At 33.5% G+C, this 22,161-nt stretch carries 20 protein-coding genes; 9 read left to right on the top strand and 11 right to left on the bottom strand.

Annotated elements, in window-relative coordinates:
• Nucleotides 1-121: 121 nt before the first annotated feature.
• From OH814_RS19190 to OH814_RS19160, 7 genes are all read right to left on the bottom strand, one after another.
• Entirely contained in the window at nt 122-1,540 is a 1,419-nt protein-coding gene (locus OH814_RS19190) for an L-serine ammonia-lyase (RefSeq protein ID WP_308829269.1), read from the bottom strand.
• 214 nt (nt 1,541-1,754) lie between these two features.
• Nucleotides 1,755-3,101, bottom strand: coding sequence for an ammonium transporter (locus OH814_RS19185; RefSeq protein ID WP_123885676.1), 1,347 nt, complete (start codon nt 3,099-3,101; stop codon nt 1,755-1,757).
• A 149-nt stretch (nt 3,102-3,250) separates the two neighbouring features.
• Nucleotides 3,251-3,892, bottom strand: a complete 642-nt coding sequence (locus OH814_RS19180) for an alpha/beta hydrolase (RefSeq protein WP_308829268.1) — start codon at nt 3,890-3,892, stop codon at nt 3,251-3,253.
• A 66-nt stretch (nt 3,893-3,958) separates the two neighbouring features.
• The gene (locus OH814_RS19175) at nt 3,959-4,570 is read right to left on the bottom strand and encodes a YceI family protein (RefSeq protein ID WP_076562292.1); all 612 of its coding nucleotides are present in this window, start codon (nt 4,568-4,570) and stop codon (nt 3,959-3,961) included.
• 78 nt (nt 4,571-4,648) lie between these two features.
• Nucleotides 4,649-5,215 (bottom strand): YceI family protein, encoded by a 567-nt coding sequence (locus OH814_RS19170; protein WP_308829267.1) that lies wholly within the window; start codon nt 5,213-5,215, stop codon nt 4,649-4,651.
• A 144-nt stretch (nt 5,216-5,359) separates the two neighbouring features.
• A complete protein-coding gene (locus OH814_RS19165; RefSeq protein WP_308829266.1) occupies nt 5,360-6,409 on the bottom strand; it encodes a glucokinase in 1,050 nt (349 codons plus the stop codon).
• A gap of 113 nt (nt 6,410-6,522) precedes the next feature.
• Nucleotides 6,523-7,095 carry a hypothetical protein gene (locus OH814_RS19160; protein ID WP_076562295.1) on the bottom strand — a complete coding sequence of 191 codons (573 nt, stop codon included), beginning with the start codon at nt 7,093-7,095 and terminating at the stop codon, nt 6,523-6,525.
• A 242-nt stretch (nt 7,096-7,337) separates the two neighbouring features.
• On the opposite strand from OH814_RS19160, the gene OH814_RS19155 reads away from it, so the two are divergent.
• The 5 genes from OH814_RS19155 (at nt 7,338) to OH814_RS19135 (ending at nt 12,665) form a co-directional block, all read left to right on the top strand.
• Nucleotides 7,338-8,711 carry a DUF1800 domain-containing protein gene (locus tag OH814_RS19155; RefSeq protein ID WP_308829265.1) on the top strand — a complete coding sequence of 458 codons (1,374 nt, stop codon included), beginning with the start codon at nt 7,338-7,340 and terminating at the stop codon, nt 8,709-8,711.
• A 94-nt stretch (nt 8,712-8,805) separates the two neighbouring features.
• Nucleotides 8,806-9,996 (top strand): DUF1501 domain-containing protein, encoded by a 1,191-nt coding sequence (locus OH814_RS19150; protein ID WP_308829264.1) that lies wholly within the window; start codon nt 8,806-8,808, stop codon nt 9,994-9,996.
• A gap of 124 nt (nt 9,997-10,120) precedes the next feature.
• A complete protein-coding gene (locus OH814_RS19145) occupies nt 10,121-10,801 on the top strand; it encodes a hypothetical protein (protein WP_308829263.1) in 681 nt (226 codons plus the stop codon).
• Between the two features lie 77 nt (nt 10,802-10,878).
• Nucleotides 10,879-11,904 carry a sensor histidine kinase gene (locus OH814_RS19140; protein WP_308829262.1) on the top strand — a complete coding sequence of 342 codons (1,026 nt, stop codon included), beginning with the start codon at nt 10,879-10,881 and terminating at the stop codon, nt 11,902-11,904.
• Entirely contained in the window at nt 11,901-12,665 is a 765-nt protein-coding gene (locus tag OH814_RS19135; protein WP_308829261.1) for a LytTR family DNA-binding domain-containing protein, read from the top strand. The genes OH814_RS19140 and OH814_RS19135 overlap by 4 nt, the downstream gene beginning before the upstream one ends.
• 30 nt (nt 12,666-12,695) lie before the next feature.
• Here OH814_RS19135 and OH814_RS19130 read toward each other — a convergent pair whose 3' ends face one another.
• The 3 genes from OH814_RS19130 to OH814_RS19120 form a co-directional block, all read right to left on the bottom strand.
• The gene (locus OH814_RS19130) at nt 12,696-12,833 is read right to left on the bottom strand and encodes a hypothetical protein (protein ID WP_164462478.1); all 138 of its coding nucleotides are present in this window, start codon (nt 12,831-12,833) and stop codon (nt 12,696-12,698) included.
• 55 nt (nt 12,834-12,888) lie between these two features.
• Nucleotides 12,889-13,911, bottom strand: coding sequence for a WYL domain-containing protein (locus tag OH814_RS19125; RefSeq protein WP_308829260.1), 1,023 nt, complete (start codon nt 13,909-13,911; stop codon nt 12,889-12,891).
• A 204-nt stretch (nt 13,912-14,115) separates the two neighbouring features.
• Nucleotides 14,116-14,448 carry a HopJ type III effector protein gene (locus OH814_RS19120; protein WP_308829259.1) on the bottom strand — a complete coding sequence of 111 codons (333 nt, stop codon included), beginning with the start codon at nt 14,446-14,448 and terminating at the stop codon, nt 14,116-14,118.
• Between the two features lie 443 nt (nt 14,449-14,891).
• Between OH814_RS19120 and OH814_RS19115 the strand changes: the two genes are divergently transcribed.
• From OH814_RS19115 to OH814_RS19105, 3 genes are all read left to right on the top strand, one after another.
• Complete coding sequence (locus OH814_RS19115) at nt 14,892-16,277, top strand: RtcB family protein (RefSeq protein ID WP_308829258.1); 1,386 nt, start codon at nt 14,892-14,894, stop codon at nt 16,275-16,277.
• Between the two features lie 206 nt (nt 16,278-16,483).
• Nucleotides 16,484-17,233 (top strand): nucleotidyltransferase domain-containing protein, encoded by a 750-nt coding sequence (locus tag OH814_RS19110; RefSeq protein ID WP_308829257.1) that lies wholly within the window; start codon nt 16,484-16,486, stop codon nt 17,231-17,233.
• A 114-nt stretch (nt 17,234-17,347) separates the two neighbouring features.
• Complete coding sequence (locus OH814_RS19105; RefSeq protein WP_308829256.1) at nt 17,348-19,771, top strand: S8 family peptidase; 2,424 nt, start codon at nt 17,348-17,350, stop codon at nt 19,769-19,771.
• On the opposite strand, the gene OH814_RS19100 is transcribed toward OH814_RS19105, so the two are convergent.
• Nucleotides 19,768-20,793, bottom strand: coding sequence for an ATP-binding protein (locus OH814_RS19100; RefSeq protein WP_308829255.1), 1,026 nt, complete (start codon nt 20,791-20,793; stop codon nt 19,768-19,770). The genes OH814_RS19105 and OH814_RS19100 overlap by 4 nt on opposite strands.
• A gap of 68 nt (nt 20,794-20,861) precedes the next feature.
• On the opposite strand from OH814_RS19100, the gene OH814_RS19095 reads away from it, so the two are divergent.
• The gene (locus OH814_RS19095) at nt 20,862-21,956 is read left to right on the top strand and encodes a DNA polymerase beta superfamily protein (protein ID WP_308829254.1); all 1,095 of its coding nucleotides are present in this window, start codon (nt 20,862-20,864) and stop codon (nt 21,954-21,956) included.
• The last annotated feature ends 205 nt before the right edge of the window (nt 21,957-22,161 follow it).

Here is a 22,161-nt window from a genome sequence, read left to right as displayed (position 1 = left end):
TTTACTTTAAACAAATGATACGCATGTTTCATCTAAAACGTGCGCATCTTATAACAAAAACGTGCGCACCTTTTACTCAAATGGTGCGCACGTTTTTATAAGATCTTACTGATGTTTTATTTTAACATTCCGGAACGTTCACCGCAATAGCCAAACCTCCTTCTGATGTTTCTTTAAATCTATCATTCATTGATAGAGCAGTTTCCCACATGGTCTGAATTACCTGGTCTAAGCTGACTTTAGCTTTTGCAGGATCACTTTCTAAGGCAATATTTGCCGCCGTAATTGCTTTGATTGCACCCATTGTATTTCTCTCGATACACGGAATCTGCACCAATCCTTTAATCGGGTCACACGTTAAGCCTAAATGATGTTCCATTGCAATTTCCGCTGCCATTAAAACCTGACCGACACTTCCGCCTAAAATTTCCGTTAAGCCTGCTGCAGCCATCGCTGAAGATACGCCGACTTCCGCCTGACAACCGCCCATTGCCGCAGAAATGGTAGCATTTTTCTTAAATAAAGTTCCAATTTCTCCTGCAACTAAGATAAATCTGGCAATATCATCTGCACTTACAGCATCTGTAAAAGCCTGAGCATACATTAAAACTGCCGGAATTACCCCACTCGCCCCATTCGTTGGCGCCGTGATAATTCTTCCAAAACTAGCGTTCTCTTCGTTTACCGCCAAAGCAAAACATGAAATCCACTTATTGATATTGGTGAAATTTTCTTCAGCATCAACAACCTGCTGAAACCATTCATTTTTATTTTTGTAGATTTTATCTCCTAAAAGTTTCCTGTTGATTCCGGCAGCACGGCGCGTAACGTTTAGTCCGCCCGGTAAAATACCTTCTTTATTGACTCCTTTATAAATACATTCTTTGATCTGCTCCCAGATATAAAGTGCCTCTTTTCTTGTTTCCTCCTGCGTTCTCCAGCTTTCTTCATTAATAAGAATTAAATCTGAAATTTTATTAAAACCTAATTTGTCACAGTATTTTACAATATCAGAAGATTTATGACAGGGATATAAAGTACGTACACATTCTTTTTCAATAGACTTTTTTTCCTGGCTCATTATAAAACCTCCGCCTACAGAATAAAAATCCTGAACAAGCTCGGTTCCGTCTTCAAAAATTGCTTTAAAAATCATTCCGTTTGGATGATAATCTAGAGTCTGAGACATATTCAAAACCAAATGATGCCCGTAAATGAAAGGAATTTCTTTTTCTCCACCCAAATTAATAATCTGAGATTCTTTGATATGATTAACAATGTCATCAATGTTTGTAGTGTCAATTATCTTAAAATCTTCACCATTCAGACCCAACATTCCGGCAATATCGGTTCCGTGACCGATCCCCGTTTTTGCCAGTGAACCAAAAAATTCAAGAAAAACTTCTTTTACCTCAGCAATTGATCTTTCTCTTTTTATAATCCTGATAAATGCAGCTGCTGCATTCCAAGGTCCCATCGTGTGCGAACTAGACGGGCCAATTCCTACTTTAATAATTTCAAAAACTGATATTGATTCCATAAATGAATTCCATTTTCATGAAAAGCAAATATACATTGAAAATACCTTAGAATGGAAACAATTAATCATAATGTAACCAGTCAACATTCCATGGAAGTGTACTTTTGTAAAGAATCGTTTTGAATGACATTAGCGTTGAGCAGATTTAAAATATCAAAACAAATCAACGCTATTTCTACATCAGAAAGAGAAATTATATAGATTTAAAACGCATTTACCATTTCAAGCTTTCGCTATGCTGCGACATATCAAGCCCCTGCTCTTCTGAATCTTCTCGTACTCTCAACGTAATAATTCTATCCGTAATTTTATATAAAAGGATCGATCCGAAAAATGCAAAAAGCGAAACTAAAATCAGCGCTATCATGTGATGTGCAAAAACTCCGAATCCTCCGTGAAGAAGACTTGCATTTTCACCGTGAGCAAAAATTGCGGTAAGAATCATTCCCATAATCCCTCCTACTCCGTGACAGGCAAAAACATCAAGTGTATCGTCAATCTTTTTTAAAGCTTTCCAATTAACCATCAAATTAGAAACAATTGCAGAGATAAAACCTATAAAAATACTTTCCTGAATAGAAACAAAGCCACAACCCGGAGTAATGGCCACTAAACCGACAACCGCACCGATACATGCGCCCAAAGCAGAAACTTTTCGTCCATTAATTCTATCAAAGAAAATCCAGGTCATCATTGCTGAAGCTGAAGCGATGGTTGTTGTACCGAAAGCAATCGCAGCAGTTGCATTAGCGCTTAATGCCGAACCTGCATTAAAACCAAACCATCCGAACCACAGCATTCCTGTTCCGAGAATAACGTAAGGAATATTTGACGGCTCATGATGCGGATTTTTTCTTCTTCCTAAAACAATGGCACCCGCTAAAGCCGCAAAACCTGCACTCATGTGAACAACCGTACCACCCGCAAAATCTTTAACTCCGAAAAATTTATTTAAAAGTCCCTCCGGATGCCAAACCATATGACAAAGTGGTGTGTAAATAAAAAGACTGAATAATACCATGAAAACCAGATACGAAATAAATCGGACGCGCTCCGCAAACGACCCCGTAATTAAAGCTGGAGTAATTACCGCAAATTTCATCTGAAAAAGCGCAAACAAAACAAACGGAATGGTTGAAGCCATCGCTTTGTGAGGATAAATACTTACATGATTGAAAAACGGATACGTGAAAGGATTTCCGATAATCCCGTAATGAACGCCATCGATTTCAAATCCGATAGATTCGCCAAACGAAAGAGAAAAACCAACGACAATCCATAAAATAGAAATTACTCCAAGAGCAATAAAACTTTGAAGCATTGTAGAAATTACATTTTTCTTCCCGACCATTCCGCCATAAAAAAATGATAAACCGGGAGTCATCAGCAAAACTAAACCAGCTGCAGCAAGAATCCAGGCTACATCTGAACCGACAATTTCTTTTTCACTTAGAAAATCTCCGGTATTGGGAATATCGACATCTGGTCTGAAGAATAAACCACCAATTGCTACAATGCAAATGACAACAAATGAAACTTTCCATTTTAATCCAACTTTCATAAGAGTTTTTTATTTTTAACTGTTTTAAATCACCAAAAAAAGTAATTATATTTATTTTTTTATTTTAACCCCTTCAAAATTAAAAATAAATACGATAAAAACATAAAAATAAATTGTAAACCCCGATAAATTTAATGCTATTTTAAAATTTAAATAAATATTTTATTTAAAAGTAAAGAAACCTCTTTGTATTTTGTTGCCGGAAAAAGATGGGTTCCACCTTTAATGATATAATCAGGTTTTGAATTTTTTAATGGAAAAACAATATCAAGGTCACCCAAAATCTGGATCACATGAGGATTTTCATCAAATTTCCATTCCGAAATTCTTTCTACAGACCATTTCAAATAGTAAGGATCCCGAACCTGAAAATACTCAATCACTTTTGGATTTTTTGAATCGATCATTTGTCTGAACTTGGCGTAAAGCTGAGAAGTACGGTCACTAAAGAAACCCACAGGAAGATACTTCGGGATTCTTGTAAATTCTCCCACCCTGATTAACCTTGATTTTTCTTTGTCAGATTTTATACTTCCAAGAATAACGACTTTTTGAGCGGGTTTTATTTTATCAATTTCCTGAACTATAATACCGCCAAAAGAATATCCCAAAAGATAAAACGGCTCCGACTCATCAATCTTTTCAGCCATTCTCTCGATATAAGAACCAAAAGATTCATTATTCTCGGGAATCAGCCAATCAATAAATACAACGTCATGATCTTTTGGAAACTGCAAACGTTCCAAAACTTTAAAATCTGCACCAAGACCGCTTATTACGTAGATTTTCATCATGCTAAAATAAAAAAAGGACCGCTTATTTCCAGCAGTCCTTTTTTATTTATAATAATTTTAACCTTACAAAGGTCTTTCGTTATCAACTTTTTGAGTAGAAACCTTAAACTGAATATCCATTTCGTCTTTGATGAAATAATCTTTCAAAGAATTCTGATAGAAAATTCTGAAATCTTTTCTGTTTAAAGAGAATTTTGAAGACTCAATTTCTACTGTAAACTGCGTAATATGGGCGTTTGCAGGGAAAGAAATTGTTTTTCTGATATTCTTGATCGTGATATCACCTACAATGGTAGAATTGTACTCGCTGTTTGCAAGCGGGATGATTTTCTTTAAATGAAATTTAGCGGTAGGAAATTTTTTAACTTCGAAGAAATTGGTTCCTTTCAATTCGTTAGTCAGTTTTACCTGGTCATCACCAGAAACATCTGCAACCATAAGACTTCTCATATCGATTACAAACTCACCGTCTACCAAAACCGTTTTATCGAAATTAAATTTACCGCTTTTCAGTTTCAGACTTCCGTAGTGAGACGAAGCTTTAGTTTTTACCACTTTATGTCCCCACCATTTAATCTCGGATGTTATCACTTTCGAAACTTTATCTCCTTTTTTCTGAGCAAAAACAAATGATATGCTTGCACACATCATAACAAACAATAGTAATCTTTTCATTATATTTTATTTACAATTCAACAAAAATAAAAAAAAGTGTAGAACTTCTACACTTTTAATAATATTTTTTTAAATAAATTATTTCGCACTCACCTTAACGGTCATTTCTATCTCATCTTTCACAAAAACATCCTTCATAGAAGACTTGTACGCAACATCAAATTTTTGTCTGTCGAAAGAGAACTTATCTGACGTTAAAGTTACCACTCCACCCTTCACCGTAACGTTTGCAGGAAAAGAAACCGGGTTTGTTTTACCTTTTACCGTAAGATCACCGTTAATGGTACGATTGTACATTTTATCGTTGTTTTTCTTTACTGATGTAATTTTGAATGTAGCGGTAGGGAATTTTTCAACCTCAAAGAAATCTCCGTTTTTAAGATGACCGTTCAATTTACCCTGCGTTTCTCCCGAAACATCAGTTGCGTTGATAGAATTCATATCCAAAACGAAAGAGCCGCCTGCAATTTCGCTACCCTTCATTACGATACTTCCTGATTTTACAGTAATGGTACCGTCATGAGAACTCGCCTGAGATTTAGCAACTTTATATCCCCACCAGTGAACATCAGAGCTTACTACTTTTTTTGCCTGCCCGAAAGCTAATCCACTAGCCAAAACTGCTAATATGAATATTTTTTTCATTGTAAATTTTTAAATAGTTTTTTTAATGCTGCAAATGTAATTATCTTATTTAATAATTCATCTTGATGTACATCAATAAAAAAGCTGTTTCGATATGAATAAAATCAGGCATAAAAAAACTCCGAATTTCTTCGGAGCTTATGTTTATTCTGTAAAGTAAGCGGTGTAGAGTGCCGCACCGTTGATACTTGTACTGTCTGTATTCACCAAATGGATAGGAATATTCTTCAACATATCTTCCATTTTGTCACTGATCTTGAATTTCTCGTAGAATTTATCTTTGTCGATATATTCTCTGATGATTTGTGGGATATCTCCTGCAATCAATAAACCTCCCGTAGCTTTAAGCTTTAAAGTAAGGTTGTTTGCTTCTCTTGCCAAAAATTCGATGAAGGTATCTAAAGCAATTCTGCAGATCAACGCTTCTTCATTCATGGATGCTTTATAAATTTCTTCAGTAAAGTTTCCATGGGCTAAGCGTTCTGAAAGCCATTCAGGCTCAGGATGTCTTTTTACATCTCTCAAAAATCGGTAGATGTTAAACAAACCTGTTTTAGAAAGCACATTTTCCCAGCTTACAATTCCATAGATATTATTTAAAAACTGATAAAATTCTACTTCAACATTCGTTCTCGGTGAGAATTCTGAATGTCCTCCTTCCGTTGCAAAAGGTCTTAGGTATTTTCCGTCAAAGAAATATCCTGCTTCTCCCAAACCATTTCCTGGTGCCAGAATAGCAACATTCCCCTTTTCACGTTGACCGTTTGTATAGATTGCATCCAGTTCAGAATCATCCAAAAGAGCAATTCCATAAGCAGCGGCTTCCTGGTCATTCAGCATGTCGACTTTTTCAAAACCAAATTTGCTTTGATACTCTTCTACATCTAAGCTCCAGTTTAAACGTGCCGGATGACTTTTACCGTCAAGTACAGGTCCCGGAACCGAGATCCCAAGGCGTTGTACATTTTCCAGCTGAGAATCCTGCATAAACTTTGAAAGCACATCAGTAAAAGATGCATATTCTTTGGTAGGATAATTATTTTTAAATTTAAGTTCTATCCCGGAATTTCCTGAAGTGTAATATGCAATACTAGTCACATCTTCTCTCAAGTTGGCTCCGATAATAGAAACATTATCATTATTGGTGTTCTTTACCCCTGGTAAATAGAGAGGAAATTTTGGATTCAAGTTCATAATCGCAAATTTTATCAAATATAATAATTGTTTTGGTATTTCGTGTATTGGAACAGAAAACCTTTTCAAAAACTCGAAAAGGTTTGGCTAATAACTAATTATATTCTGTCTGATTATTTCCCTAAAGCAATATTGTAAGAAAATCCTACTCCGATGCTTCCCACATTATAGTCCTGAGAAGCTGGTGATGCAATATCTCCGTTGCTGCCTGCAAATACTTTTTGGTATTGTACATAAAAATTCCAGTCTCTGTTGTGGTACCCGATTTCAGGTTTAAGATAGAAACCACCGTCTGGTCTGTTTACTGTTGAATTGGTTGCTACTTTATCATCACCTACCAAAAATCCGTATCCTAAATCGGCTCCGAAATAAAATCCGGTTTGCTTTGGATACACTCTGAAAAGTGCTGCTACAGGAACAACTCCAACATCATTATTATTATATCCGCTGTTATCTTTTCCGAAATAATGGGTATACCCTGTTGCAATACCTAATCCAAAACCTGGAGTGATAAGATTTTGATATGCTACATCTACGCCCACTGCCGCAGACACGTTATCTGAAGGAACAGCAATACCTGCAGTTGCTCCTACTTTGATCATATTATTCATCTGAGCACTTTGCGCACTTACTAAACCGGCTGTTAAAATTCCAGCTGCCAAAATGGTTTGCTTAAACATTTTCATAACTCTGATTTTTAAATTTTACTAAAAAAGAGAGATGTAAAAATCATGCCAAAATAATTCACACTTCTTCATCCCAAAGCCCGCAATATCCAATACACAATGAAAATCAAATCATTAAAATTTAAAATATTTAAATAGTTGTTTAACTTTACATATAGGCAAACAATAAATAGACATTAATTTTTGTTTATACTCTTTAACCTCATCTTTATTTAATCATCAAAAAAAATAAAATCAGGATTATGGCTGCTTCACTTATCAATAACAAACATCTTCTTTGGCGTGCAGGTTTCGGACCAGAAATTGAGCAGGTAGATGACCTGAAAAACAAAAACATCAAGACAATTTTGAAGGAAGTTTTCAATGAAGAAAGCTTCTCTCCTATTGTTTATGAAACTCCCGACATTCAACCGATTGAATATAACGATCCAAAGGCTACAGCCGAACAGAAAAGGGAAATTCAAAGAGTTAATCAGAAACAAAATAACGAACTGAATCTTAATTTTCTACAAAAAATGACTGCCAGCAAAGAACAGCTACGTGAGAAAATGGCTTTTTTCTGGCACGGACATTTTGCGACGAGAATCAATAATCCAAAATTTAACCAGCAATTACTGAATATAATTAGGGGAAAATCTTTGGGAAATTTCAAAGATCTTTTGTTTGAAGTGAGCCGTTCTCCCGCAATGCTCAGTTTTTTAAACAATCAACAGAACAAAAAAGATCATCCCAACGAAAATTTTGCCCGTGAAGTGATGGAACTATTCACAATGGGTCGTGGAAATTACACCGAAAAAGATATTCGGGAAGCCGCAAGAGCTTTTACAGGATGGGGTTATGATAAAGAAGGAAATTTTAATGAAAGAAAAAAGCTTCACGATACCGGTACAAAAACTTTTCTTGGAAAAACCGGAAACTTTACCGGTGATGATATTTTGAATATTATTCTCGAACAAAAATCTACAGCAGAATTTATTACTAAAAAAATCTATACGTTTTTCGTCAATGAAAAACCCAATTCCAATAGAATTGAAAACCTAAGCCAGAGCTTTTATCAATCTGGATATGACATCAAAAAACTAATGACCGAGATCTTTTCAAGCTCCTGGTTTTATGACAAAAAAAATATTGGCAACCGTATAAAATCTCCCACAGAATTATTTGTCGGAATGATGAGAATGCTACCGATGAACATTCAAAATCCTGAAAACATTACAGTTTACCAAAAACTTTTAGGTCAAATGCTACTTTATCCACCCAATGTTGCAGGTTGGCCGAATGGAAAATCCTGGATCGACAGCTCTACTTTAATGTTGAGACTTCAGATTCCTCAAATCTGGTCGGGTTTGCGTCCCATGGAATATTCAGCAAAAGATGATGATGATATGGAAATGGGAATGAAATCACGGGAAGCTTTAAATAAAAGCTTCAAAAACCCGAATATAATTATCGACTGGACGAAAGTTGACCAAGCTTTAACGCAGAAAAAAGCAGAAGATTATCTAATTGTGAATTCAGAATCATTGGATATGAATATTGTTAATCAGTTTTCGGATAAGAGTCTTAAAATGAATGTGATCAATCTGATGTCCACACCGGAATATCAGTTAATGTAGTTTAAAGGTTACAGTTTGCAGGTTTTAGGTTTTAGTTAAATCTAATAATCTTCATAGACTGCCACCTAAAATCCCCAACCTAAAACCTAACCTTATGTTAATCAAAAGAAGAGAATTTTTAAAGATCAGTTCATTGGCAACGGCTTCCTTATTGGTTCCGAATTTTTTGCAGTCGATGACTTTAGATAATGCTTTAAATCCAAGTCAGAAGATATTGATCGTTTTACAATTCACAGGTGGGAATGATGGTTTGAACACAATCATTCCTACAAAAAACGATATTTATTTTAAAGAAAGAAACTCAATTGCAATCACAGATTCTTTACCTCTAAATGATGAAACAGGAATCAATCCGGCTTTGTCTTATTTTAAAGAATTATTTGACGAAGGCGAACTTTCCCTGATGAATAATGTGGGTTATCCGAATCCCGATAAATCCCATTTCAGAAGCATAAATATTTGGCATTCTGCAAGTAAAAGCGATGAGTTTTTGGAAACAGGATGGCTTGGAAGATTTTTGGATGAAGAATGTTATAAATGCGAACATCCAACGCAGGCTTTGGAAGTTGATGACATGCTGAGTCTGGCTTTAAAAGGAGAAAACAACAAAGCTTTTGCCTTTAAAGATCCAAAAAAACTGTATCAAACCAGTCAGGAAAAATATTTCAAATCTTTGTACAATAACGACCATCATCATGATGATGAAACGGTTTCTTACTTATACAAAACTTTAGGCTCTACGATCAATAACGCTGATTATATTTTCGAGAAAAGCAAAGCAAAAAAATCGACTCAGGAATATCCAAATTCTAAACTCGGAAAAGACTTTAAAACGGTGGCCTCATTGATTAAATCTGACATCAACACTCAGGTTTATTACCTTTCAATAGGAAGTTTTGATACGCACGTCAATCAAAATGAAAGACAGCAAAAGCTATTTGGAGAGATCAATGATGCCGTAAAATCTTTTGTTGCCGATATGAAATCGAATGGATTGTTTAATGACATTTTACTGATGACTTTTTCAGAATTTGGAAGACGAGTTGCCCAAAATGCAAGCAAAGGAACCGACCACGGAACGGCCAATCAAATGTTTTTCATCAGTGGTGGATTAAAAAAGAAGGGAATTCTAAATGCCCTTCCCGATTTGCAAAATCTAAATGAAGGCGATTTAATATACACCGAAGATTTCCGAAAAGTCTACGCAACGGTTCTTAAAAACTGGCTGAATGCAGATTCGTCAAAAGTTTTGGGCTGGAAGAACGGCATTTATGATTTTATTTAATTAAGCTAAAAATTCACTCATATTATATTATTCTTATTTCATTGCATTATTTCCTTAGTTCAAAAAATAGTTGTTGATTCAAACCCCATATTCATGATACTTTTACGCCATAAAATCAACAATTATGACATCAAAACGTATCAACAGAGAACTTGTATTTTTAAGAGCTTTTGCCCTTTCTATGGCTATTGCAATTTTCTTTTTAGTCAATTCAGCTTTTAAAAGTAATGGAAATCAAAAGTTTTCAGAAATCGATGTGGAAAGAATTAATATCGTTGAAAAAGATGGTACTGTTAAAATGGTAATTACCAATGTAGATCGTTTTCCAAACGGAAAAACCAAAATAAACGGTGTTTACACCAACGAAAAGCGTAAAAAACGTTCCGGAATGCTATTTTTCAACGAAGAAGGTCTGGAATGTGGTGGCTTCATCTATGACGGTAAGAAAAATGCAGACGGTCACTCTTCAGGACTTTCATTCACACATGATCAATATGACGGCGACCAAATCATGCAGTTGCTATCGGAAGATTATCAGAAAGGTAATGAAAGGTTTGTGGGAAGTAGTCTTACATTCAACGATCGTCCTAAAAATGAATCTCAGAGAATTAAAAATTTCGGACAAGGAACGCCAAGAATTATGCTCGGAAAATCTCGCGGACAAAGAGATGGCTTGTTTCTTTTTGATGCAAAAGGATTGCCTAAAGCCATGTTTTATGTAGATAAAGAAAACAAAGCAAAGCTCAATTTTTATGATGACAAAGGAAATATTACCGCTTCATTTCCCGAAGAATCTTCAAAATAACCGTAAACACATTTTCAATTATAAAATTTATAAATAGTTCTGTATTTTTATAGAACTATTTTGTTGTAACAAAAACCATGAAGAAAATTTTAAACGAAATACAGCAGAACAAATACTTTTTACTCTTTATTTTTCTTTTTTCTTATGTGCAAACCATAGAAACCCGTTTTCAGACAGAAAGAGAGATCAACTGGTACACTTTCACACCGGAAGCTCCTGTTTTATATTTTGTAAATGCCGGTATTCTATTTCTGATTATGCGTTTCCTGATGATCTATTGGCAAAAATCGGACAATTTCAATTTTAAAGAAATTTTTAAAATTTTTGGAACTTCCCTTCTTTTGTATTTGATTATACTTAATATTTTTAAACTTATTATCGCTTTTATTTTTGATACTTTTGAAAGGAACTTTAATTCGCAAACATTTCTCAACAATGTTATTTCAGATTTTTTGAATGCTTTTATTTACGGAAGTTTTTTTCTTGCTTTTTATTATTACCAAAAAAATCAGAAAAACCAGAAACAGATTGCAGCTTTTAATGAAATGCTTTCCGAGACCAAAATCAATAAGCTTAAAAACCAGCTCAACCCCCATTTTTTATTTAATAATCTCAATATTCTCGACCAACTTATTGAAGAAGACAAAGCCAAAGCATCAGATTTCCTCAACGAATTTGCAGATATTTACCGTTATGTTTTGCAGGTTTCAGATAAAAAATTGGTAGAAATTGATGAAGAATTAGCTTTTGTTAAAAAATATTTCAAACTGATTCAGCACAAATACGGAAAATCTTATCAATTGGAAATAAAAAATAGTCAATCGCAAGCTTTTATTGTTCCGTTAAGTCTTCAGTTATTATTAGAAAATGTGATTCAGCATAATTTCGGAACAGAAACAAAACCTGTTTTTATCAACATCAACATTGATGAAGATCTTACGGTTTCAAATAATATTATTCAAAAGAGAAACACAAAATCTCCCTCAGGGAAAGCATTGAAAAACCTCAACGAACAGTATTTTTTACTAACCGAAAGTCAGATAAAAATTCAAAATACCAATGATCAGTTTTCCGTAACCTTACCTATAATTCCAGAAGCATGATAAGAATAGTCATTATTGAAGATGAAATTCCGGCAAGAAAAAAACTCATCAGATTTATTAATGAGTTAAAAGAAAATACCGAAATCATTGCAGAAATTGATAACGTGGAAGAAGCTGTAGAATTTTTCAAAACAGAAAAATCTATTGATCTTATTATTTCGGATATCGAATTGTTAGACGGAAATGCATTTGAAATTTATGATCAGGTGAAAATTTCCTGTCCTATTATTTTTACGACCGCTTACGACCAATTTTGGATGAATGCTTTCGAAACAAATGGAATTGAATACCTTCTGAAACCTTTTACCTTAGAACGTTTTCAAAAAGCCTGGAATAAATTTTTAGTATTAAATAAGTCTCATGCTTCCGATGAAATTTTATTAAAAATAAGTCAGATTCAAAAAGAAATTCAGCCCAAAAGTTTCAAAGAACGATTCAGCGTGATCAGCAATAAAGGGATTTATTTTTTAGAAACTGAGCGTATTACATTTTTTAAAGCTGAAGAAGGAGTTATTTTTGCGTTTGATGATTACGGTAAAAAACATTTACTCAATCAAACCGTGCTTAAAGAAATAGAATCGCAGTTGAATCCTAACGAATTTTTCAAGATCAATCGGAGCGAACTTGTCAATAAAAAAAGTATTATAAAATTGGAGCGATACTCGAAAAATGCTTTAGCCTTAGAGATGAAAGGTTGGGGAAATCCACTTATCACAAGTCAAAGTCAGACAGCAGATTTCAGAGAATGGATTGAAAAATAAAAACCTCCCAATTAGGAAGGTTTTATGGTTTTAATGAGGCGAAGGAATAGATTTTACATCTTTCACGTCTTTGTTTTTATCGAGCTTTTCGGTAACTTTCTTGATGATAAATTCTATAACAATCGGCACAACGAGTGCCACAACGGCTTTTAATATTCTGGATTTCATAATAATTTATTTTCGGAAACAATTACAAGTTTCAAGCCAATTTCTATTTCTAAATTTACAATTCTTCAGCCGTCGTATTTTGAGCCTGATAATTTAAATGAGCAGTTTTAATACTTTTAGCGATTCTCTGTTTCAGTTTTCTCGGAGCTAAAACCGTTAGAAACTCTCCCATTCCCAAAATCATGCGCTCCAGTTCAAAGTTGAGCTGTACGCAAATTTTAAAGGTCGTTCCGTTTTCATCTTCTTCAATAATTTCCTGCGAATGATGAAAGGGCTTCGTTTTTACATAAGGTGCATGTTGTGAATTGACTATAAACACTACATTTTGAGGTCGCTGTGTTTCAGAAACGGTTGCTCCGATCACTTCGCCAAAATAGCGGTCTGCATCAAAATCTTTGTCGATGTATTCCGTATCATCATCTGTTTCAATGGAAATTATTCGGTCTAAAGCCAAATTGTAAATCGCTTTTTTATGCCAACAAATCAAAAACCAGCGATTGTTATATTCTTTCAACAATTGAGGATGAACCGTCAAAAAATTCTCTTCTCTTGCCTTAAAACTTTTATAGCAAATCTTTAAAACCTTTTTATTTAAAATATTTTCATACAAAACATCGATGTGCTCCAAACCTTTCAGTTGCTCATTTTTATCTAAATGAATAATCGATTTCTGGCTGGTTGAATGTATAGAATCCTCCAACTTCTGGATAACACCATTCATGTCCTTAAACATCGAAAAATCCTTAAACTGCTTTAAAATCTGTATTGCATTATTCATCGCTTTCAGATCATTTTCATTCACCGAAATATTGTGAATGCTGTAATCGGGATCGCTGTAACGGTAATATTTTCTTTCATAAACCTCAATTGGCGCTTCATAGCCAAACTTTTCACTTCGCATATTTTGAAGATCGAGCTGCACCGTTCTTTTACTTACAAAAGATTCTTTCCCTTCAAACTCAAAAAGCGCTTCAGAACATTCGTCGATCAAATCTTCCAAAGTGTATTGTTTGTATGTATTCTTCAAACATTTGTCTAAAGTTTTATAGCGAATCAGAGCGTTTTTGTTGGATGACATAAATTAGGTTGAGGCTAAGATTAAGTTTAAGAATAAATCAATTAAAATTCCTCTCATTTGGAGGGGTGGCGAAAGTTCGTAGAGTTTTTGACGGGGTGGTTTAATATGAACATCCAATTTGTCATTCCGTAGGAATCTAAGCAACTACTTATAAAAATTTTGCAGAGATTCCTACGGAATGACTAACTATATGAATAAACAAATCTATTTTCTCACCAAAGCTTTCCCTTCAAAAGAGATCCCTTCCCACCCGAATTCCATGAAATTTCTGATATTCTGATGATCTGTTCCTTCAGGATTTTGTAAGACATCTTTTCTGTAAAATTCTCCGAAAAGATTCAGTGTTTCTTCTTTCGACAGGTCATTTATCTGTGCAAAACTGAAAACTTTGCAAGAACCGTTGTTCTGATCTGCTTCATTTACCGTATTTCCATTGGTAAATTTTGTTGGCGTAAAATCGTAATGTTCGTCGATGAATGCAATAACATCTTTAAATTGAATTTCCTCCGCTGATTTTTCTAATTGTTCGAATAACATATTTTTTATTTTCAATATTTCTGAATAAGCTAATTTTTAATCATAAAATTTGCTCCATCGGAGCAATATCTGTGTAGAAAATTTAAAAGGACACCATTGGGCATTCCGTAGGAACGCTATCTTTTTCTATCGATAGATTGTTACAGATCGCTCCCACGGAGCTTAAGACATCATTATCTTTATTTTTCTATTATCAGTTAGCCACCCTGTGCCTTTTCTTAGAAACAAATTATTTCTGACTCCAGATTTACAATTAAATTTCTCAAAAATAATCAAAAATATTTTCTCTGCGCAAAAAGATTGCACACTTGTGCTTTTACTTTGCATCAACAAAATGACAAAGCAGCAATAAAAAGTCTAATCTTTCGCAGCCCGTACCTGAGAGTTCAGAGTGACAAGCGGGAGCGGAAAGCGGTTAAGCTGCCAAAATAAAAACAAAGAATATGAATACAATTACAGGAAATGAATTGATCGCTTTAGGATACAGACCGGGAAAATGGTTTGCAGAAGCATTAGAATATATCAACGAAAATCAATTGGATGAAAGCCAAATCTCTGAATATTTGGAGCAATTCAAATCTCCGGAACCAATTCCGTTGCATGCTGAAGCAAAAGATTTCATCATCAACATCAGAGCCGAACACGAAAATGAAGTTGATAACGTAGAAAAAGTAATCAATACGATGAAAGTGTTGATGAAAACGCCAACGTTGATTGACGGCGCCATTATGCCCGATGCTTGTCCGACAGGACCTGAAGGATATATTCCGGTAGGCGGAGTTGTAGTCGCAAAAAATGCCATTCATCCCGGATTTCATAGCGTAGATATTTGTTGTTCCGTCATGTTGACAGATTTTGGGAAAATAAATCCTAAAGAAGTTTTGGATGCAGCCCATTCAATCACCCATTTCGGATATGGAGGAAGACCGAGAGGTGAGCAAATGGAAATGTCTCAGGAATTGATGGATGCTTTCAGAGAAAATGAGTTTTTGAATGATGAAAAATTAATCAGCATCGCCCGGTCTCATATGGGAACTCAAGGTGATGGAAACCATTTCTTATTTGTCGGAATTTCTAAAAATACAGGACATACAATGTTGGTCACTCATCACGGATCGAGAGCTCCCGGAGCAATGTTGTACGATAAAGGAATGAAAGTCGCAAATAGATTCAGACAGGAAATTTCGCCAGAAACTTTAAAAGAAAATGCATGGATTCCGTTTGAAACAGAAGAAGGAAAATCATATTGGGAAGCTTTGCAATTGATAAGAAACTGGACGAAAGAAAACCATGAATCCATTCATAACGCAACTTTAGAAAAGCTAAATATCGAAAAGCAAAACAGATATTGGAACGAACATAATTTTGTATTCAGAGATGGAGATTTATTCTACCATGCGAAAGGAGCAACTCCGCTGGACGATAAATTTTTGCCGGATATTACAGGCCCAAGATTGATTCCGTTGAATATGGCAGAACCTGTATTGATTGTTCAGGGAACAACGAATGAGAGAAATTTAGGTTTTGCACCACACGGCGCAGGAAGAAATTTCAGCAGAACTTTTCATAAAAAATCTCTGGCTCACAAAACGATTGAAGAGGTTTTTGAAGAAGAAACAAAAGGTTTGGATATCAGATTCTTCACCAATGATATTGATATTTCTGAACTTCCGACCGCTTATAAAAGTGCCAAAAATGTAAGAGCGCAGATTGAAGAATACGGATTGTGTGAAGTATTGGATGAAGTGATGCCTTACGGATGTATTATGGCGGGTGATGTGCAGAAGAATGCACCATGGAAGAAAAAGAAGAAGTTTAGAAAAGCGTAGTTGTTGGTAATCGCAAAGGCGCAATTTCTTTAACAACTATACTTTTAAAGGCGCAAGGATTTTATCTCAATTAAAATTACAACTTTCAACTTAGTGTAGACTTTTGAAATACACACTGTCACACTGAGCTTGTCGAAGTGTCTTGCGCCTTAAAAACATAACTAATTTAAAACCTTTGCGCCTTTGCGTTTAAAACAAAAAAAACAATGACACCAAAAATATTAGAAAAATTAAAAGAAATAGAGGCAACAAGAAACATAGAAATACTTCTTGCCGTAGAATCAGGAAGCCGAGCCTGGGGTTTTGCATCTCCCGATAGCGATTATGACATACGTTTTATATACCGCCACGAAAAAGACTGGTATCTTTCGCCGTGGGATAAAGACGAAACGATAGAATTTATGACCGAAGACGACCTCGACGGTTCCGGATGGGATTTGAGAAAGACTTTTCATCTCTTATTAAAATCGAATGCAGCTTTATTGAGTTGGTTCTACTCTCCTATCGTTTATGTGAAAGATGAAAAATTTTACGCCTTATTTAAACCTTTAGCAGATTCTGCTTTTTCGCCGATAGCGGTTTCTTACCATTATCTGAGCATGAGCAAGAAATATCTGGAAGCTTGCAGAACCGATGACGTAAAACTGAAATCTTATTTCTACTGTCTTCGAACAGCTTTGACCGGAAAATGGATATTAGAAAAAGGAACTGTACCGCCAGTTTTGTTCTGTGAATTGCTGGTTTTAGTCGATGATTTTACAAGAACCAAAATAGAAAATCTTGTTGCCTTAAAAGCCAGAAAAGGAGAATCTTATTACCATGCAAATGATTGGGAACTTTTTGGTTTTCTGGAGAAGATGGTGAAAAATAATGAGGAAAAAGCGAAGAGCTTAAAAGGAGGAAATGGAGATAAGAATGAAATGGAGAGGGTTTTTAGGGAGATATTGATGTTTTAAATGATGACTACGGTTAACCGTAGTCATTCATATTTTATGTATTATATATTTAGTATCTGGAAATGTGAAATTTTTAATAAAATAGTATTAATTTACAAATATAAACATACCACCATGAATAGACATCTATTTTTAAACAATGACAAATCAAGCCATCCAAAATTTAACAGACAAAGAAATGTTGGAGGTAGTAAAAAAAATGAAGAAGAGAATCAAGATGAGATTGAACAAAATGAGACAAAAATAATTGAAGAATATCAAAAAGAAAATTTAAGAGAATATAATATTACTTTTTACGCTAAACGTAAAAATAGAAATATAAAAAGAACTATTAAATTTTCTAAGTATATTGATATAATCAAAATCAAATTTTATAATATATTCAGTTCTGATCTAAAACTTAAATTCCTAGAAAAATATGGAATTATTCCAATTGAATATAAAGATTTTAATAAAACTATTGTTTTTGAAATTGTAGATTCATTATTGTTTGAATATTTTAAAAATCACATACAAACAATTATTGATAGTCCAAGAGGAACATCATATCAAAATAAGGATTATAATATACTAGCATTAATTTATAAATTTGAATTCATTGATAGCAAGGCAAGAATTCAAACTTATATCAATGAAGGAGTTTTATTAAATTTTATTGAAAGTGTTGATTCTGTTTTCATTGAACAAAAAGGAACATTATTTAACTATTTAGAAGAAAAAAAATTAAATTACTCATATTCTGAGGATCATGATAGTATTTTAGAAATTAAAAAAATTAAAAAAGATGAAATTCAATTTATAGCCGACAATTTTGATATTGTTAAAGCAATTACTAGTTCCAGAACACAAAAGCTCATACCTGGTTATAATGGACCTATAAGAGATTATGAATTTGAAGTAGAACTCAATGATTATGTAACAACTGTTGGTATTATAGATACAGGAGTTGAAAGAATTCAACCATTAAAAAATATAATTTTAAAAAATAATATTGATCATACAGGTAATGGAGCTTTTTGGGATGAAGTTGGTCATGGTACGATGGTAGCTGGATTGGTAGTATTAGGAGATGAGTTTTATAATAATATTAAGGAAACGTATAATGCAAAGGCTAAAATTTTTGTCATTAAAGTTTTACAACAAGACAATGACCCACTTGATATTCCAAGATTATTAGATGACATTAAATTTGCTAAAAAAAATTATAGAATTAGAATTTTCAATATGTCCTTAGTAATTCCTAATGCTAAAAAATATAATGAAACATTTAGTCAGTTTTCATATGAATTAGATAAGCTCGCTTTTGAAGAAGATATCTTAATTTTCATTTCTGTAGGTAATTTTAATAATGATAGTTTAAAATCTTTAATTTTTGATGAACCTCATCCCGATCACGATTATCCTGATTTTTTTTATAAGTTAGATAGTACAACACAAGTTCATAATTGTGAAGACACAAATATTTGTTCGCCATCTGAATCACTAAATAATGTATCAATTGGAGCACTTGCAGGAAATATGGAAGATATTGACCATTCAGATATAACACCCAATGAACTATACCCTGCGTATTATACAAGAAAGTTCCACTATGATTATACTCAAACAATCAATTCTCAGATCATTAAACAGAAAAACAAGCATTTGAATAAGCCAGATTTTGTTTTTTATGGAGGTGATTTATTTGATGCTAAAGCAGGATTAGAGATTTTAAGATCTCCAATGGTAATCGATGATAAGTTTTATGGAAGATCATGTGGAACTAGTCTAGCAACTCCTTTAATTACTTCATATGCAGCAGAAATTTTAAATGAGTATCCTACTCTTAGAACTCAAACTGTAAAAGCATTATTAGTAAATTCAGCAAACTATTTTAAAGCTCCTCATTTTAAGGAGAAATCTGAGACGTTATTAAAAAGCTTAATTGGCTTTGGCAAACCTAATAAAAAAGAATTAATCGAAAATACTAATGATTGTATAACTTTTATTATTGAAGATGCGATTAAAGTTGGCGAAATAATTAATATTCCTATTATTCTTCCTTCATATATTAAAAATTCTGGTAATAAATTACAATTTGATATTTCTTTGTGTTATAGTTTTTTACCTACTAAGAATAATCAATTAGATTATTTACCATTACATATGTCATTTAGTTTAATAAAAAATGTAGATGTCAAAATTTTTGAAAATGCTATTCAAAAAGATTTTAGTATAAAGAATTCTATAACGTGGAGCGAAGATCATTTTGGTATTGATAACAGACAATTTTCCAATAGTCAATTTATGTCTTATAAAATTCAACCAAACGATTTTAATAATTTAAATGATACTGTTGCCTTAGCTGTTAGATGTTTATCTAAAAATGACTATATCAACGAACTATCAAAATCACCACATGAATTTTCGATAGTTATAAAAATAACGGAAATAATAACGAATGAAGGAACTGAAAACTTATACTCAGAAATGTTAGAAATAAACAGTCATATCGAAATCTTAAATAATTTAGATATAGAACTTGATGCCGAAAATTAAACTCCTATAGATTCTTTTTCTATATCAACTAATTTCTGCCATATTGATGTATCAATTTTGGCAGAAATTATATTTTCTGGATTATCAATAGCAAATAAACTTCTTTTTATAGCTGTAACTAATGTCTTTTGAATACTGTAATAAGATAATCCAAAAGAACTTTTAATTACTCTGTTTGCTTTTATTTTGCTATCAAAAGAAAAATTACCGTTTTTAAGAGTCAATAATACTAACTCTTTTATTTCTTTTTCTGTTGGTAAATTAAATCCGATGGAAAAATCAAACCTTCTAAGTAATGCTTCATCTAGCATTTCTTTTTGATTAGTGGCAGCAATAACAATGCTATTTTGAGGAAGATAATCGAATAATTGTAGAATAGTATTTACAACTCTCTTCATTTCTCCATGGTCTTGCGAATAGTCTCTAACTTTACCCAAGGAATCAAATTCATCTATAAATATTATACAATCTTCAGATGCAGCCTTTCTAAATATTTTGGATAAATTTTTACTTGTCTCTCCTAATTTTGATGATACAATTGCCCCCAAATTTATAACAACCATCATCTTATCTAACTCTCCTGCAACAACATATGATGCTAAAGTTTTACCACAACCAGAAGGCCCATGTAACAATAATTTATTAGCGATAGGTAAATCAAACTTTCTGAGTAATTCAGCTTTTTGATGCTCTTCAATAAAATACTGTAAACTATGAATTACAGAATTATCAGCAACTATATTATCAAGTCTGTAGTTAGAAGTTAGTTTTTCTAATATTAACTCTCCAACCTCCTTATCTTCAATTCGGTTGAAATAAGATTCAGAACCAACTTTGGTTAGTGAATTATTTCGTTGTTGCTTAAGAGAATCTTTTAGAATTGACTGTAATTGTATTGCGAAATTTAACTTCTTTGTATTTTTAGAATGATCGATCAATTCATTTAAAACAGACAGTAGTTTTTCTTGATCGTTTTCAAGACCATATTTTGCTATATCTTTTATGTAATCGAATTGGCTCATTGTAATTATAATTACAAAAATAATCATTTTTCCACAGTTAATTTTAATTTTGTACAATAAGATTTAAAATGACCATCCAAACCCTAAAAAATAAAAACCTCATCCTCTTCCAATCCATCTCCGGAAGCCGCTCTTTCGGGCTCGCAACCGAAAACTCAGACACAGACATCCGTGGAGTATACTATTTACCAAAAGAAGACTTTTTTGGTTTAAACTATATTCCGCAGATCTCAAATGAAACTAATGATATTTCGTATTACGAAATTGGGAGGTTTGTTGAATTATTACAGAAAAACAATCCGAATATTCTGGAAATCATGGCAAGTCCGGAAGACTGTATTCAGCATACAAACCCGTTGATGGATTTACTGAAGCCTGAAGATTTCTTATCGAAATTATGTAAAGATACCTTTGCTGGTTATGCAATTTCGCAGATCAAAAAAGCAAAAGGACTCAATAAAAAGATTTTAAATCCAATTGATAAAGAAAGAAAATCAATCCTTGATTTCTGTTATATTTTAGAAAACAACGGTTCAACTCCGTTGAAAAAATGGCTGCATGAATTCCCCTCCTCTAGAGGGGTGTCCGAAGGACGGGGTGGTTTAATTCAGGAAAAATGCGGATTGGTTAGCATCGACAATACCAAAGGAATGTTTGCGCTTTTCTACGATGAATCGAGAGATTTAGGTTACAAAGGAATCATTCAAAATGAAGAAGCCAATCAGGTTTCTGTTTCATCTGTTCCGAAAGGTGAACAATCGTTGGCTTTTATGTTTTGTAATCTAGACGCCTACTCCACCTATTGTAAAGATTACCGCGAATATTGGAAGTGGGTTTCAGAAAGAAATGAAGACCGCTACAACGTCAACCAGAACCACGGACAAAACTACGACAGCAAAAATATGATGCACACGATTCGTTTGTTACAGTCTTGTGAACATATCTTTAAAACCGGGTCGTTAGAGATTCGGGTCGAAAATCGGGATGAATTATTAGACATCAAAGCCGGAAACTGGTCGTATGATAATGTAATGAAGAAAGCGGAACAGCTGATTAAGTCGATTGAATATCATCATTCAAAGTCTACACTTCCTGAATTTCCTGATGTAGAAAAAACAACCAGACTTTTAGTGGAAATAAGAAATTCTCTATACAGTAATTAAAAAACAAAAAAGGCTCCGATTGGAGCCTTTTATATGATGATACGATAGCGCGGATTTGTAATCCGTGCTTCACTTAACTTTGAGCCCATTATCTATTTAATGCAAAGGTGAATTTTATCCCTTTATAATAAAGTAAAAAGAATTAACAAGTTGATTTTATTATGCTTTTGCTCAAGCTTTGCGAAGCAAATTTATTTGCTTTTGC

The organism is Chryseobacterium sp. CFS15, from assembly GCF_031118795.1.
Lineage (GTDB): Bacteria > Bacteroidota > Bacteroidia > Flavobacteriales > Weeksellaceae > Chryseobacterium > Chryseobacterium indoltheticum.
This window is presented reverse-complemented; position numbering and strand designations above follow the sequence as displayed.